General features: G+C 68.7%; 9 protein-coding genes. 7 read left to right on the forward strand and 2 right to left on the reverse strand.

Going from position 1 to position 15683, the window contains the following annotated elements; genetic code table 11:
• Positions 1-231 precede the first annotated feature (231 nt).
• Positions 232-1956: an AarF/UbiB family protein gene (locus QRM60_RS08260; protein ID WP_011035657.1), complete on the reverse strand. Its 1725-nt coding sequence runs from the start codon at positions 1954-1956 to the stop codon at positions 232-234.
• A gap of 241 nt (positions 1957-2197) precedes the next feature.
• On the opposite strand from QRM60_RS08260, the gene QRM60_RS08265 reads away from it, so the two are divergent.
• Positions 2198-3139: a DUF808 domain-containing protein gene (locus tag QRM60_RS08265; protein ID WP_042597948.1), complete on the forward strand. Its 942-nt coding sequence runs from the start codon at positions 2198-2200 to the stop codon at positions 3137-3139.
• Positions 3140-3251: 112 nt separating this feature from the next.
• On the opposite strand, the gene QRM60_RS08270 is transcribed toward QRM60_RS08265, so the two are convergent.
• A complete protein-coding gene (locus QRM60_RS08270) occupies positions 3252-4874 on the reverse strand; it encodes a GGDEF domain-containing protein (RefSeq protein WP_285445951.1) in 1623 nt (540 codons plus the stop codon).
• 484 nt (positions 4875-5358) lie between these two features.
• On the opposite strand from QRM60_RS08270, the gene glgA reads away from it, so the two are divergent.
• From glgA to QRM60_RS08300, 6 genes are read left to right on the forward strand one after another with little or no spacing between them, the layout of a single operon-like run.
• On the forward strand, positions 5359-6945 hold the full coding sequence (gene glgA / locus QRM60_RS08275; protein WP_012437158.1) for a glycogen synthase GlgA: 1587 nt from the start codon (positions 5359-5361) through the stop codon (positions 6943-6945).
• Positions 6942-9176, forward strand: a complete 2235-nt coding sequence (locus QRM60_RS08280; RefSeq protein ID WP_285445952.1) for a 1,4-alpha-glucan branching enzyme — start codon at positions 6942-6944, stop codon at positions 9174-9176. The genes glgA and QRM60_RS08280 overlap by 4 nt, the downstream gene beginning before the upstream one ends.
• Position 9177: 1 nt before the next feature.
• Positions 9178-10935, forward strand: coding sequence for a malto-oligosyltrehalose trehalohydrolase (gene treZ, locus QRM60_RS08285; RefSeq protein WP_285445953.1), 1758 nt, complete (start codon positions 9178-9180; stop codon positions 10933-10935).
• Positions 10932-12863 carry a 4-alpha-glucanotransferase gene (malQ, locus tag QRM60_RS08290; RefSeq protein ID WP_285445954.1) on the forward strand — a complete coding sequence of 644 codons (1932 nt, stop codon included), beginning with the start codon at positions 10932-10934 and terminating at the stop codon, positions 12861-12863. The genes treZ and malQ overlap by 4 nt, the downstream gene beginning before the upstream one ends.
• On the forward strand, positions 12860-15478 hold the full coding sequence (gene treY / locus QRM60_RS08295; protein ID WP_285445955.1) for a malto-oligosyltrehalose synthase: 2619 nt from the start codon (positions 12860-12862) through the stop codon (positions 15476-15478). The genes malQ and treY overlap by 4 nt, the downstream gene beginning before the upstream one ends.
• The gene (locus QRM60_RS08300; RefSeq protein ID WP_011035666.1) at positions 15475-15663 is read left to right on the forward strand and encodes a DUF2934 domain-containing protein; all 189 of its coding nucleotides are present in this window, start codon (positions 15475-15477) and stop codon (positions 15661-15663) included. The genes treY and QRM60_RS08300 overlap by 4 nt, the downstream gene beginning before the upstream one ends.
• The last annotated feature ends 20 nt before the right edge of the window (positions 15664-15683 follow it).

Here is a 15683-nt window from a genome sequence, read left to right on the forward strand (position 1 = left end):
ATCGGGCTGGCACCGGCGCTTTTCGCCAACCAGATGCGCCACGGCCGCTTTACGCTCTTCGATGATGTCGCAAGCCAGATCCATGCAGGCAACCACGACGCCGGCGTGCAGACACCCTTTGAAGTCAACGCTAGTGCCACAGCCATCCGCACCGCCCATATGCGGCGTCGAACGCCTAACGAATAGCAGGCGCGCAAGCAGCAGCCACCAACGAGCACCAACCATCCCGCGTTACCGGTGCCCACGTTCCTCACGTGCGCGCACGCGGCGGTCGAAGACCAGCGCACTGAGCACGATACCCAGGCCCAGGAACACGCCGAGCAGGAACAGCACCATCGCGATCGCCGGGTAGCCCCACAGCTTGAGACCGGTCTCGATCCGCATCATCTGCGAAGAAGCCATGATCAGCGCGGCGGTGACGATGCCGGCGGCGACGCGGTTGGCGATCTTCTGCAGGCTTTCCATCAGGTGCGACTCTTCCAGCCCGGTCACGCGCATCTGCATGCGGTTTTCGGCCACCAGCGAGAGGATGTCGGACATGCGGCGCGGGCCTTCGCGCAGCAGGTGCTGCAATTCCATGGCTTCGCTGGCCAGGTTGGCCGCCGACATCGACTTCTTCAGGCGTGCGCGCATTACGTGCTGCAGGTGGCGCTCGACGATGCGGCGGGTGTCCAGTGCCGGCGACAGCGCGCGGCACACGCCTTCCAGATTCAGCAAGGTCTTGCCGAGTAGGCTCAGCTCCGGCGGGGTGCGCAGGCCGGTGGCGGTGGCAATGCGCACCAGGTCCAGCACCACGCGGCCCTCGGAGGTGGCGTCGTGAGCGGCGTAGCGGGCAATCATCTGCCCGGTTTCGCGTAGGTAGCGCTCCTCGTCGTAGTCCTCCAGGCGCGTGCTGAGCGCGATGGTTTCCTCGGCGACTTCTTCGCCACGGCCGTCCACGGCGGCAAACAGCAATTTGAGCAGGCGCTCGCGCAGGCGCGGTGGCACGTGCGCGACCATGCCCAGGTCGAAGATGGCCAGGCGGCCGTCGGGCATCACGCGCAGGTTGCCCGGGTGCGGGTCGGCATGGATTTCGCCATGCACGAACATCTGGTCCAGGTAGCCCTTGACCAGGGCCGCGGCCAGCTCGTCCATCGGCTGCTCGGTGCGGCGCAGGCCGGAGATCTTGTCCACGCGCACGCCTTCGGCCAGCTGCATGGTCAGCACCTTGCGGCTGCTGAGGTCCCACACCGGCTGCGGCACCCACAGCAAGGGGAACGGCTTGAGGTGTTCGCCGAAGCGCACCAGGGTCTCGGCCTCGGCCTCATAGTTGAGTTCGGCGCGCAGGGTCTTGCCGAATTCGCCCAGCCAGTCGGCAAAGCGCACCCGGCGGCCGATGCCGGTCAGGCGGTCGGCGGCGTTGGCGAAGCTCTTGAGCACGTCCAGGTCCGAGCGCACCTGCGCGGCGACCTCGGGCTTTTGCACCTTGATCGCCACCGGCGTGCCGTCACGCAGGGCGGCGCGATGCACCTGCGCCAGCGAGGCGCAGCCCAGCGGCACCGGGTCGAAATGCGAGAACGCCTTGTTGACCGCCACGCCGAGCTCTTCTTCGATGATCTGGCGGATGCGCTCCACCGGCACCGAGCTGGTGTTCTCCTGCATGCGCTCCAGCGCGGTGGCAAATTCCGGCGGCACGATGTCCGGGCGGGTAGAGAGCATCTGGCCGAGTTTGACGAAGGTGGGGCCCAGCGCTTCCAGGTCGGCAACGAACTGGTCCGGCGTGCCCTCGGCCGGCACTTCGTACTCGTTGACCGCCGCCGGGTCCAGGCTCATGCCGGCAAACACGCCCGACCCGCGGTACCGCAGCAACAGGCGCAGGATCTGCGTCCGTCGGCTCATGCCGCCGACCACGGCGTTATCGGCCGGGTGCGTGGCCTGAGCCGGTGTGCGGTGCGGGTCGTTGGGGCTCAAGGCCATCTCCGGGTGGTGTTGAGCGCCCGAGTGTGGCCAGCGCCGGGTCGTCGCGTGGTGAATCCGCGCCCGGGGCTGCGAAGGGGTGGGCGTGCCGCTGCTGCCGGCGGCGCGTGCGGCGCAGTCTGGCCGGCTGGCGCCGTGCTGCCAGTGCCCCGCGGTGTCTCGCCAGCACCCTGGTGCAGCCGTCACCCCATCGGCGCGCAGGATCGGCGAGAATTCACGCCCACCCAAGAAGGACCTCCGCATGGCCGGTGCCAGCCTGTTTACCCTGCTCGACGACATCGCCACGCTGCTGGACGACGTGTCCATCCTCACCAAGGTGGCGGCCAAGAAGACGGCCGGCGTGCTGGGCGACGATCTGGCGCTCAACGCGCAGCAGGTCACCGGCGTCACCGCCGACCGCGAGCTGCCAGTGGTGTGGGCGGTGGCCAAGGGCTCGCTGGTGAACAAGGTAATCCTGGTGCCGGCGGCGCTGGCGATCAGCGCGCTGGAGGCCTGGCTGCGCGGGCGCGGCTACAACGTGCCGCTGGTGATGCCGCTGATGATGATCGGCGGTGCCTACCTGTGTTTCGAAGGCGTGGAGAAGCTGGCGCACAAGTTCCTGCATAGCGAAGAAGAAGACGCGCAGCGGCATGCCGAGCGCACCCGGGTGCTGGCCGACGAGGCCGTGGACGTGGTGGCGCTGGAGAAGGACAAGGTCAAGGGCGCGATCCGCACCGACTTCATCCTGTCGGCCGAAATCATCGTGCTGTCGCTGGGCGTGGTGGCGGGCGTGTCGTTCGGCCAGCAGGTGGCCGTGCTGGTGGCGATTGCGCTGGCGATGACCATCGGCGTCTACGGCCTGGTGGCCGGCATCGTAAAGCTCGACGACCTGGGCCTGTACCTGAGCAAGAAGGGCGCGGCGCTGGCGGCCCTGGGCCGCGGCATCCTGGTGGCGGCGCCGTGGCTGATGAAGTTCCTGTCGGTGGCCGGCACGCTGGCGATGTTCCTGGTCGGCGGCGGCATCCTGGTGCACAACATCCCGGTGCTGCACCACCTGGTGGTGGACCTGGCCAAGGCCTCCGGCAGCCTGGGCTGGCTGGTGGAGGCGCTGGGCAACATGCTGGTGGGCGTGGTGGCTGGTGCGGTGGTGCTGGCAGCGGTGACCGGGTTTCAGAAGCTGCGCGGCAACAAGGCCGCGCACTAAGCGCTGGCGCACCAAGCGTTCGGCGGCGTGCTTGCTGATGCTGGCACGCTGAGGCTGAGAACCCCGCGGCTCTGGACCGGGCTGCAGTGGAGACACTAGCTGCGGCAGCGCTTTAGTCGGCGCTGATCACCCGGTTCTTGCCGGCCGCCTTGGCGTCGTACATGGCGCGGTCGGCGCGGCGGATCACCTCGTCCTGGGCTTCGTCGGTGCGGCGCATGGCCACGCCGCCGCTGAAGCTGACGAACACGCGCACGTCCTCATGCAGCAGCGAGCGCTGCGCAAGCGCGCGCTGCAGGCGGATCACCGCAGCGCTGGCCTCGAAGATGGTCGAGTCCGGCAACAGCAACACGAATTCCTCGCCACCGAAGCGCGCAATCGCATCGGTGGTGCGCAGCACCGACTTGGCCACGTCCACGGTGTGGCGCAACGCGGCGTCGCCACCGGCATGCCCATGGGTCTCGTTGAGGCGGCGGAAGTCGTCCAGGTCCAGCATCGCCACGCACAGCGGTTGCCCGCTGCGCTGGGTGCGGGTGGCCTCGCGCTCGAACAGTTCTTCGAAGCCGCGCCGGTTGAGGGCGCCGGTGAGCTGGTCTTCGCGCACCAGACCGGCCACGTCCTTGAGCTCCTGCTCCAGCGAGGCGATGCGGTGCTCGGCCTCTTCCACCTGGCGGCGCGCGGACAGCAGTTCGTCGCGGGCGGCCAGCGCCTGCGCCTGCACGCCGGCGGTGTCCTGCAACACGTCCTGCAGCAAGCGGTTGAGGTCGGGAATGCTGCGAGCGTCGCCGATCGCCTGCGAATAACCGGCAACGCGGTCGTGGTATTCGCCGGTGCTGGTGGCCATGCCGTCGAGCCGGTCGACGAAGGACACCATCATCTCGCGCATGGCGGTCTTGGAGTCGGCAATGCCCTGCTTGAGCAGGCCTTGCTTGTAGATCACCTCGCGCAGGGTGCCGCGCGCCTGTTCGATCGAACCCACGTCCATCGGCCCGGCGATCAACTGCCGCACCACCGAGATCTGGCCCTGCAGCCAACTGCGATCGTCCAGGAGTTCGCCGACGTTCTCCAACAATAGGTCGAATAAGCCCAGCAACAGGTTCTGTTGCTCGCTGGCATCTTCGGCGCGCAAGCCGATCTGGTGGCTGAGCTCGCGTAGCCGCTGTTCCAGCGTGATCAGTTCGTGGCCGGGTCGCCAGTGGCGCAGTGCCGAGGCCAGCGTTTGCGCTTCTTCGGCCAACTCCGGGCTGCGTTGCAGCAGCGTGGCCAATGCATTGCCCAACGCGTGCCGCAGCAGGTCGCGCAGCTGTTCGGCTTCGGTACGGCCTTCAGCCAGCGAATCGCCGGTGTCGATGGTGCGGATGTATTTGTCGATCAGCTGGCGCAGGGCGCGCCCATACCCGGGCCAGTCGCCGGCGGCATACGCCGTACTCAGGCGTACGCCCATGTCGCCGAGCTCACCATGCAGGCTGGCAATGCCTTCGGCAAAGGCCAGCAGCAAGGCTTCCGGGTGCGCGGCATGCGAAAACAGGCGGATCAGCAATGCAGTGGCAGCGGCAGGGTCATGCGCGCCCGACTTGGCCTTGGCCGGCACCAGCTGATGCGCAGCCAATCCAGCGCCGTCGCGCTCGCCCAGCACGCTGGGCAAGGTAGCCGGGCGCGCGGTGCCGGCACCGCCCCATGGCAGCAGACGGCGCAGCCCGCCACGTGGGCGGTTGGGGTGTTCGGGCTGTTCTGCCATGCGCCAGATCTCGAGGGTGAAGTACCAACGCCACGTTATCGGCGTTGGTGCAGGGCCCTTGAGCGCGCGCGTACGCGGTTTGCAGACGCGACCGCAGCAACGCCGACAGCCGTCACACGCAGCGGCGGATCGTGCGCATCTGAACCAGTTACGCAGATGACGACAGCCACGGCCGCGGCTCCCGATTTCGGTGCAACGCAACCACCGCGCACCTATATGGGGATGTCATCGCACTGCAATCTCACGCTTATGCCGAATGCCGCAGCAGAACCACTGCAAGGGAATGTGTGCTGTCTTGGAAAAGTCAGCACGTGTTCACGCATCTTTTATTTAGACGGGGTGTAGATTCACTGGCAAGGACGACGTGGAGTACGCGCGTTGGCCCCGCTCCTCTCTTCGTTGCAAGTCGTCTGGCCACGCAGGCAGGCGATGGTTTTTGCTTCTCTGTTTTTCCGTCTCCACCCACTTTACGACGGACGTTTAGATGGTTGCCATGATGCCGCTTCACGCCACTACCGCACGCCTAGAGCGCAGCACGATGATCCCGACTTCGCTCAAGAAGAGCGTGCGGCCGCGTGATGCGCGCGGCCGTTTCATCCGTCACCACGAGCGTCTGCCGGTTGCACTGGCCGATACGCGCGGTGCCTTGTTCGTGGTGTCGGAGATGGCGGACTTCATCAAGGCCGGCGGCCTGGGTGATGTGGCGGCGGCACTGCCGCGCGCATTGCGCCATCGCTACGACGTACGCGTGTTGATCCCCGGCTACCGCGCGGTGCTGGCGCGCGCGGGCAAGGTGGAGATCGTGGGCCGTGTGCTGGCGCATGCCGCGCTGCCGGCCTGCGACATCGGCCGCATCGTGCAGTCGGACGGCCTGCCGATCTACATCCTGCTGTCCAAGGAACTGTTCGAACGCGATGGCTCGCCGTATGTGAGCACCAGCGGTTCGGAGTTCGAAGACAACGCAATCCGCTTTGCCACCTTGTCGCACGCTGCCGCGCAGATCGCCGCCGGCCGTGCCGGACTGGGCTGGCGGCCGCGCCTGCTGCATCTCAACGACTGGCCGTGCGCGCTGGCTGCCGCCTACGTGCGCTGGTCCGGCGGCACCACGCCGTGCCTGCTGACCATCCATAACCTGGCCTACCAGGGCCTGGTGCCGTATTCGATGGCCGCCGCACTGGGCATCCCGGCCGAGCGCGTCTCGGAGCTGGAGTTCTACGGGCAGATGTCATTCCTGCGCGGCGGCATCGTGCATGCCGACCACGTCAACACGGTGAGCGTCAGCTACGCGCAGCAGATCACCGGCCCGGCGCAGGGCTGCGGGCTGGACCGCCTGCTGGCCGGCCGCGCCGCCAAGGGCGCGCTGAGCGGCATCGTCAACGGCATCGACGCCAGCTGGGACCCACGCACCGACGAATACCTGGACAGCCATTTCAGCGTGAACCACTGGCAGGGCCGCCAGGCCAACGCCGCGCAGGTGCGCAAGGCCTTCGGTCTGCGCGAGAGCACCGGCCCGCTGTTCGCGGTGGTGTCGCGCCTGGTGCACCAGAAGGGCCTGGACCTGATCTGCGAGGTCGCCCCGCAGATTGTGGCCGCTGGCGGCCAGATCGCGGTGATCGGCGGCGGCGAGCCGGAGATCGAACAACAGGTGGCCGAGCTGACCCGGCGTTATCCCGGCCAGGTCGGTGCGTTCATCGGTTTCGAGGAAGGCTTGGCGCGGCGCATGTTCGCCGGCGCCGACTTCCTGCTGATGCCCTCGCGCTTCGAGCCGTGCGGCCTGAGCCAGATGTACGCACAGCGCTTTGGCTGCCTGCCGATCGCGCATGCCACCGGCGGGCTGATCGACACCGTGGACGACGGTGTCACCGGGTTCCTGTTCCAGCAGGCCAGCGCCGAAGCGCTGCGGCGCTGCCTGGAGCGTGCCTTCCGCACCTTCCGCCTGCCCAGCCTGCTGTCGGCGATGCGCCGCGCCGCGATGCTGCGGCCCAGCGGGTGGGATGTGGCGGGCAAGAAATACATCTCGCTATACGAGCGCACCGCTGCAACCGCACCCGCTGTTGCGACGGTGTCATGAGCGAACGGTTGGGCGTGCACGGCCGGGACGCGGAGCAGGACATGGCGGAAGGCGGCGGAGGAAGCGCCGTAGCGCTGCAGGACCTGCAGGTGATCGCCGCCGGGCTCCCCGGCGACGCCTTTGCGGTGTTGGGGCCGCACGTGCAGGCCGATGGCCGCTTGCGTGTGCGGGTCCTGGCGCCCGGCGCCGAGGCCTTGGGGATGATCGATGGCCGCGGCAAGTTGCTGGCCCGCATGCAGGCCAGCGCGATCGATGGTGTCTTCGAAGGCGAACTGGCGGCAGAGGCCCCGTATCGCCTGCGCATCGTCTGGCCGGACGTGGTGCAGGAGATCGAAGACCCGTACGCGTTTGCGTCGCAGATCGATGAATCGGCGTTGCTGCAGATTGCTGCCGGCGATGGCCAGGCGCTGCGCGCCAACCTGGGCGCGCGGCATGTGCAGGTTGGCGAGGTGCCCGCGGTGCGCTTCGCAGTGTGGGCGCCGCATGCCCAGCGCGTGGCAGTGGTAGGCGACTTCAACGGCTGGGAGCCGCGCCGCCACCCGATGCGCCAGCGCAGCGGCGGCATCTGGGAGCTGGTGCTGCCACGCGTGGAGACCGGCGCGCGCTACAAGTACGCCATCACCACCGCCGATGGCCGGGTCTTGCTCAAGGCCGACCCGGTGGCCCGCCAGAGCGAGTTGCCACCGGCCACCGCCTCGGTGGTGGCCAGTGCGGATGCGTTTGCCTGGACCGATGCCGAGTGGATGGCACGCCGCAGCGCCGCTGCCGAGCCGGCGCCGCTGTCGATCTATGAAGTGCACGCCGCCTCCTGGCGCCGCGACGGCCACGACCAGCCGCTGGACTGGGTGTCGCTGGCGGCGCAGTTGATCCCGTACGTGCAGGAGCTGGGCTTCACCCATATCGAACTGCTGCCGATCACCGAGCACCCGTTCGGCGGCTCGTGGGGCTATCAGCCGCTGGGCTTGTACGCGCCCACTGCACGGCACGGCAGCCCGGACGGGTTTGCCCAGTTTGTCGATGCCTGCCACCGCGCCGGCATCGGCGTGATCCTGGACTGGGTCAGCGCGCACTTCCCCGATGATGCGCATGGGCTGAGCCAGTTCGACGGCAGTGCCACCTACGAGCACGCCGACCCGCGCGAGGGCATGCATCGCGACTGGAATACGCTGATCTACAACTATGGCCGGCCCGAGGTCACCGCGTACCTGCTCGGCAGTGCGATGGAGTGGGTTGCGCATTACCACCTCGATGGCCTGCGCGTGGATGCGGTGGCCTCGATGCTCTACCGCGACTACGGCCGTGCCGAGGGCGAGTGGGTGCCCAACGCCCATGGCGGGCGCGAGAACCTGGAGGCGGTGGCGTTCCTGCGCCAGCTCACCAGCGAGATCGCCAGCCAGTTTCCCGGCGTGCTGACCATTGCCGAGGAATCCACCGCCTGGCCGGGCGTGACCGCGCCGATCAGCGAAGGCGGGCTGGGCTTTACGCATAAGTGGAACATGGGCTGGATGCACGACACGCTGCACTACATGCAGCGCGACCCGGCCGCGCGCGCCCAGCACCATAGCCAGCTGACCTTCGGGCTGGTGTATGCGTTTTCCGAACGCTTCGTGCTGCCGCTGTCGCATGACGAAGTGGTGCACGGCACCGGCGGCCTGCTTGGCCAGATGCCCGGCGACGACTGGCGCCGCTTTGCCAACCTGCGCGCCTACCTGGCGCTGATGTGGGCGCACCCGGGCGACAAGTTGCTGTTCATGGGCACCGAATTCGGCCAGTGGGCGGACTGGAACCACGACCGCTCGCTGGACTGGCACCTGCTCGATCATGCGCCGCATCGCGGCATGCAACAGCTGGTGCGCGATCTCAATCGCGCCTTGCGCCGCGTGCCTGCGTTGTACCGCGGCAACCACCGTGCCGATGGCTTCGAGTGGAGCGTGGCCGACGATGCGCGCAACAGCGTGCTGGCCTTCATTCGCCACGACCCCGACGGCGGCGCGCCGCTGCTGGCGGTGAGCAACCTCACCCCGCAGCCGCATCACGACTACCGCGTCGGCGTGCCGCGTGCCGGCGGCTGGCGCGAAATCCTCAATACCGACAGTGCCCATTACGGCGGCAGCAATCTTGGCAATGGCGGTCGTCTGCTGACCGAACCGACCGGGATGCATGGCCACGCGCAAAGCCTGCGCCTGACGCTGCCGCCGCTGGCCACGATCTACCTGCAAGCGGAGAAATGACATGATCGAGCGCAATGTGACCACGCCCGCCTGGGGTGCATGGCCGGCGGGCGACGGGCAGGTGCGCTTTGCGCTCTGGGCGCCCGATGCCCACACCGTGGAAGTGATCTTCGACAGCGGCGAGCGTGCCGCGCTGCAGCGGCAGGACGATGGGTTTTTCAGTGGTGTGGTGGCCTGCGCACTGGATGCGCGCTACCGCTACCGCGTGGATGGCCAGACGCCGGTGCCGGACCCGGCCTCGCGCTGGCAGCCCGATGGCGTGCACGGCTCCAGTGCGGTGCAGCGCGTTGACGGCTACCACTGGACGCACACGCAGTGGCAGGGTCGGCCGTGGGACGAGGCGGTGATCTACGAACTGCACGTCGGTGCCTGCGGCGGCTACGCCGGTGTGCAGGTGCAGCTGCCGCAGCTGGCGGCAATGGGCATCACCGCGATCGAGCTGATGCCGCTGAGCGCATTTCCCGGTGCGCACAACTGGGGCTACGACGGCGTGCTGCCGTATGCGCCGGCCGAGGCCTACGGCACGCCGGACGAGCTCAAGGCACTGATCGACGCCGCACACGGCCATGGCCTGATGGTGTTGCTGGATGTGGTCTACAACCACTTCGGCCCGGACGGTAATTACCTGGGCAGTTACGCCTCGGCGTTCTTCAACGAAGACAAGCCCACGCCGTGGGGCGCAGCGATCGATTTCCGCAAGCCGCCGGTGCAGCGCTATTTCCTCGACAACGCGCTGATGTGGCTGCACGAATACGGCTTCGATGGGCTGCGCCTGGATGCGGTGCATGCGATCACGCCCAATGCGTTCCTGGATACTTTGCGCGAGACCATCGAGGCCAGCCTGCCGGCCGGGCGGCACGTGCATCTGGTGCTGGAAAACGAAGCCAACCAGGCCTCGCAACTGGACCGTGGCTACACCGCGCAATGGGACGACGATTTCCACAACGCGCTGCACGTGCTGCTGACCGGTGAGGAAGAGGGCTATTACGCCGCGTTTGCCGACCAGCCCACCCAGCATCTGGCGCGCGTGCTTGGCGAAGGCTTCGCCTATCAGGGCCAGCCCGATCCGCGCGGGCATGTGCGTGGCGAGCCGAGCGGGGCGCTGCCGCCGCATAAGTTCGTGATCTTTGCGCAGAACCACGACCAGATCGGCAACCGCGCCTGCGGTGAGCGGCTGAGCGTGCTGGTGTCGCCGCAACGGTTGCGTGCGGCGCTGGCGCTGACCGCATTGACGCCGATGATCCCGCTGTTCTTCATGGGCGAGCCGTGGGGCGCAACGCAGCCGTTCCTGTTCTTCACCGACTTCGGCCCGCCGCTCGACGATGCGGTGCGCGAAGGCCGCCGCCGCGAGTTTGCGCACTTTGCCGCATTCGCCGACCCGGCCAAGCGCGAAACCATTCCCGACCCCAACAGCCATGCCACCTTTGCTGCCTCGCGCGCGCCGATCGAAGACGCCGCGCACGGCGACGGCGCGCAGTGGGCGGCCTGGTTCCAGGCGCTGCTGGGCGTGCGCCGGCAGTGGCTGGTGCCCGGCCTGGCGCAGGCGCGCGCGCTGCGTGCCAGCGTGCTGGCCGATGGTGCAGTCACCGCCACCTGGGAGTTGCCGGGCGGGCTGTGGCATATCGCCTTCAATGTCGGCACCGAGGCGGTGCCGTTGCCGCCGCTGCGCGGCCGTGTGGCGCATGCCGAAAACGTCGCGGCCGATGCGCAGACGCTGCCCACCGACAGCTTCATCGCCTGGTACGAGGAACACGCATGAGTACGCAGGAACTGCATGCCCTGGCCGCCGCGGCCGGGGTGATGGTGGATTGGGTAGACGCCAGCGACCAGCCGCGCCAGGTGGCGCCGGAGTCGATCCATGCCGTGCTCACCGCGCTGGAACTGCCCGCTGCCAACGCCGCGCAGCGCGCCGACAGCCTGCAGCGCATCCGCGCCACTGCCGCCGAGCCGGCGCCGCTGGTGACCGTGAAGGTGGGCGAGCCCTTGCCGTTGCAGGTTGCGCCCAACGCACAGGGACGCTGGCAGGCCGAAGACGGCAGCAGCGAGGCCGCGCGTGCCGATGCGCAAGGCCGGCTGCTGGCGCCGGCGCGCTTTGGCTACTGGACGCTGGAGTTGGGCACCACAACCCAACAGGTAGCCGTGGCGCCGCAGCGTTGCTTCAGCGTGGCCGACGCCTGTGGCCAGCCGGCGCCGCGTGCGTGGGGCATGGCGCTGCAGGTGTATTCGGCCCGCAGCGCCGACGATGGCGGCATTGGCGATGCGGCCGGAGCCATGGAGTGGGTGCGGCAGGCCGCCGGCGCCAATGCCGATGCGTTGGCGCTGAGCCCGGTGCATGCCTCGCGCCCGATCACTGGCGGCTACAGCCCGTATTCGCCCAGCGACCGGCGGTTCCTGGACCCCTTGCACGCCGCACCGGTGCGCGTGCTGGGCGATGCCGTGCACACGGCGATTGCTGCCGTGCCCGGCCTGCGCGAGCGCCTGGACGGGCTGCATGGCACCGCATTGATCGACTGGCCGGCCTCGGCCGCTGCCAAGTGGGAACTGCTACGCCAGCTGTCCACGCAGGTGACGCCGGACCACCCGGAGCTGGCCGCCTTTCGCGCCCAGGGTGGTGCGGCACTGGAGGCATTTGCGCACTTCGCCGCGCGCGACTTCGGCGATGGCGATGCGCACCTGCATGTGTTCACCCAATGGCTGGCCGCCCGCAGCTGGGCCGACGTGCAACGCGAAGCGCACGAGCGCGGCATGCGGATCGGCCTGATCGCCGATCTGGCGGTGGGCTTTGATCCGAACGGTGCCGAAGCCGCCGCCGCGGCCGACACCGTACTGCGCGGGCTGGTGCTGGGCGCGCCGCCGGACGCCTTCAATGCCGATGGCCAGCATTGGGGCATCGGTGCGTACTCGCCCACCGCGCTGCGTCGTAGTGGGTTTGCGCCGTATATCGCGCTGCTGCGTGCGGTGCTGCGCGACCGCGGCGGCATCCGCATCGATCACATCCTGGGCCTGCTGCGGCTGTGGGTGGTGCCCGATGGTGCCAGCTCCGGCGATGGCGCCTACCTGGCGTATCCGCTGCAGGACCTGCTCAATCTGCTTGCGCTGGAATCCTGGCGGCATCGCGCCATCGTGATTGGCGAAGACCTGGGCGTGGTACCGCCGGGCATCCGCGAAGAGCTCTCGCGTCGCGGCGTGATGGGCATCGACGTGCTGATGTTCACCCGCGACCAGGAGGGTGCCTTCGTGCCGCCGGCGCTGTGGCGTGCGGACGCGGTGGCCACCACCACCACCCATGACCTGCCCACCCTGACCGGCTGGCGCGCCGGCCGCGACATCGACTGGCGTCGCAAGCTCGAGCTGATCCAGCCCGCGCAGGCGCAGGCCGACCACCAGACTCGCATGCGTGACGCTTCGCGCCTGGACGCGGCCGTGGCCGACGCCGGCCTGGGTAGCGATGCGCCGTTGCTGGATGCGTTGCGCTTCACCGCCAGCAGCGTGTCGCCGCTGGCCCTGCTGCCGGTGGAAGACGCGCTGGCGCTGGACGAACAACCCAATCTGCCGGGCACCGTCGAGGTCCATCCCAATTGGCGCCGACGCCTGCCCGACCCCTTGCCCCAGGCGCAGCTGACCGCCGCGCTGCAGGGTTTTGCCGAGGCGCGCCGCGTCTCGGCCGTTTCGGAACCGCATCCATGATTCCCCTTCGCGCCACCGCCCGCCTGCAGCTGCATGCCGGTTTCACTTTGCACGATGCGCTTGCGCAAGTGCCGTACTACGCCGGGCTGGGCATCAGCCATCTGTATCTGTCGCCGATCGGCACCGCGGTGCCGGGCTCCACGCACGGCTACGACAACATCGACCCCACGGTGGTCAACCCGGAGCTCGGTGGCGAAGACGCTCTGGTGGCGCTGTCACAGGCCGCACGCGCGCACGACATGGGCCTGATCGCCGACATCGTGCCCAACCACATGGCCACGCACGCGCAGAACGCGTGGTGGTGGGACGTCTTGCGCAACGGCCGCAGCGCCAAGCACGCCGACTGGTTCGACATCGATTGGCGCGCCCCGGGGCGCGACGGCAAGCTGTGGCTGGCGGTGCTCGACCGGCCCTATGCCAACGCATTGGCCGACGGCCTGATCACACTGGTGCTGGATGACGATGGCACGCCCGCGCTGGCGCATTACGACCAGCGCTACCCGATCCGTCCGCAGACCCTCGACGTGCCGGAAGCCTCGGCGCGCGCGCAGTGGCTTCGTGACTACAACGATGGTGCCAAGCGCGGCGACGGCCGTCTGCACAAGTTGATCGAACGCCAGCCCTACCGCCTGAACTGGTGGCGCGTGGGCAACGACATGCTCAACTACCGCCGCTTCTTCGACATCACCTCGCTGGTGGCGCTGCGGGTGGAGCTGCCGGCAGTGTTCGACGCGGTGCATGCGCTGCCGCTGCGGCTGGTGGCCGAAGGCCATCTGGATGGCCTGCGCATCGACCATGTCGATGGCCTCACCGATCCCACCGGCTATGTGCGCAAGCTGCGCAGCCGGCTGGATGCGGCCGGCCGCCAGCGCGGGCTCAAGCCCGGCAGTCTGGGTCTGTACCTGGAAAAGATCCTCGCCCCCGGCGAGCACCTGCCGGCCGACTGGCCGTGCGACGGCACCACCGGCTACGACTTCATGGACCAGGTGGGCGGCGTGCTGCACGACGCGGCCGGCTTCAAGCCGCTGGCGCGCGCCTGGCAGAAGGTGAGCGGGCGCAGTGGCGACTTTGCGCAGGAAGAACGCACCGCACGCGATGAGATGCTGCGCGGCTCGCTGCAGACCGAGTTCAATCGCGCGGTGGGTGCGTTGTCGGCCCTGGCGCGGCTGGATCCGCCCACGCGTGAGTTCAGCCCGCAGATGCTGGCACGTGGGCTGTGCGTGTTGCTGCGCTGGTTCCCGGTGTACCGCACCTATGCTGGCGCCAAGGGCCTGAGCGGTGCCGATGCGGAGCGCCTGCGCAGCACCGCCGCGCGCGCGCGCCAGGGCATGCCCGAGGCGATCGTGGCGGCGGTGGATGCCATTGAGCGCTGGCTGCTCGACGACAACGGCGCCGACCGCGCGCAGATTGCGCTGCGCCGCATCCTGCGCCGCCGGGTGGAGCAGTTGTCGGCCCCGCTCAATGCCAAGGCTGTGGAAGACACCGCGTTTTACCGCCATGGCGTGTTGTTGTCGCGCAACGAGGTCGGCAGCCATCCGACCCATTTCGCCAATGACATCGCGCAGTTCCACACGCAGAACCAGGAACGCGCCAAGCACTACCCGCGCGCGCTGCTGGCCACCGCCACGCATGACCACAAGCGCGGCGAAGACTTGCGCATGCGCATGGCGGTGTTGTCCGAACAACCGCGCTGGTGGGTGGAGCAGAGCACGCAGTTCGATGCGCTGACCGAATCGCTGGAGGCACCGGCGCTGGCCGGCGGCGACCAGCAGATGCTGTGGCAGACCCTGGTGGCCGCCTGGCCGATCGGGCTGGGCGCCGACCAGGCCGAGCCGCTGGCCGCGTTTGCCGAGCGCGTGGCGCAGTGGCTGCTCAAGGCCGTGCGCGAAGCCAAGCTGCACACCAGCTGGACCGATGGCTCGCCCGATTACGAACAGGCCGTGCAGGCCACCGTGGAGCAGGTGCTGTGCAGCCGCGCCGGCCTGCCGCTGCGCCGCGCGCTGTTGCGCGCCAGCAACCACATCGCCGCTGCCGGTGCGCGCAATGCGTTGGCGCAGACCACGCTGCGCCTCACCGTGCCCGGCGTGCCCGATCTCTACCAGGGCACCGAAGGCTGGGATCTGTCGCTGGTGGACCCGGACAACCGCCGGCCGGTGGACTACGCCCAACGCCAGCAATGGCTGACGCTGCGCCGCGACTGGCATGCGCTGCTGCGCAGCTGGCGCGATGGCGCGGTCAAGGCGCGCCTCACCGCGGTGCTGCTGCAACTGCGCGCCGCGCATCCGGCGCTGTTCGCGCAAGGCGACTACCAGCCCTTGAACGTAGCCACCGGCACGCAGGCGCAAGTGATCGCCTTCCGCCGTCAGCATCGTGGCCAAGTGTTGATCGTGGCCGTCACCCGGCTGGGTGCCGGTGAGCAGGCATCTGGCGAGCTGCCGCTGCTGGTGCCGCCGGCGGAATGGGGCAACGCGGCGCTGGCCCTGCCGGATGGGACGTATCGCAATGTGCTCGATGGCAGCACACTGCAGCCCCAGCGCGGGCGTCTTGCGCTGTCCACGCTATTTGCACGCTCCCCGGTGGCAGTGTTGCTGACCCCCTCAGAGGAAACACGATGAACGACACGCAGCGCCAGGCACGCCTCCGTCAGCTGGCACAGGAAATATGGGAGGCCGAAGGCCGCCCGGACGGGCATGCCGACCGCCACTGGGCCATGGCCGAGCGCCTGGTCGAGGCAGAAATTCGCGCCGCCGAGCAGGGCGCCGCCGCGCCGGCCGGCCCGCGTATCGTTGCATCGTCGTAATCGCGTTCCCGTATTCGTTC

This window comes from Xanthomonas sp. fls2-241-TYG-148, assembly GCF_030208815.1.
Lineage (GTDB): Bacteria > Pseudomonadota > Gammaproteobacteria > Xanthomonadales > Xanthomonadaceae > Xanthomonas > Xanthomonas campestris.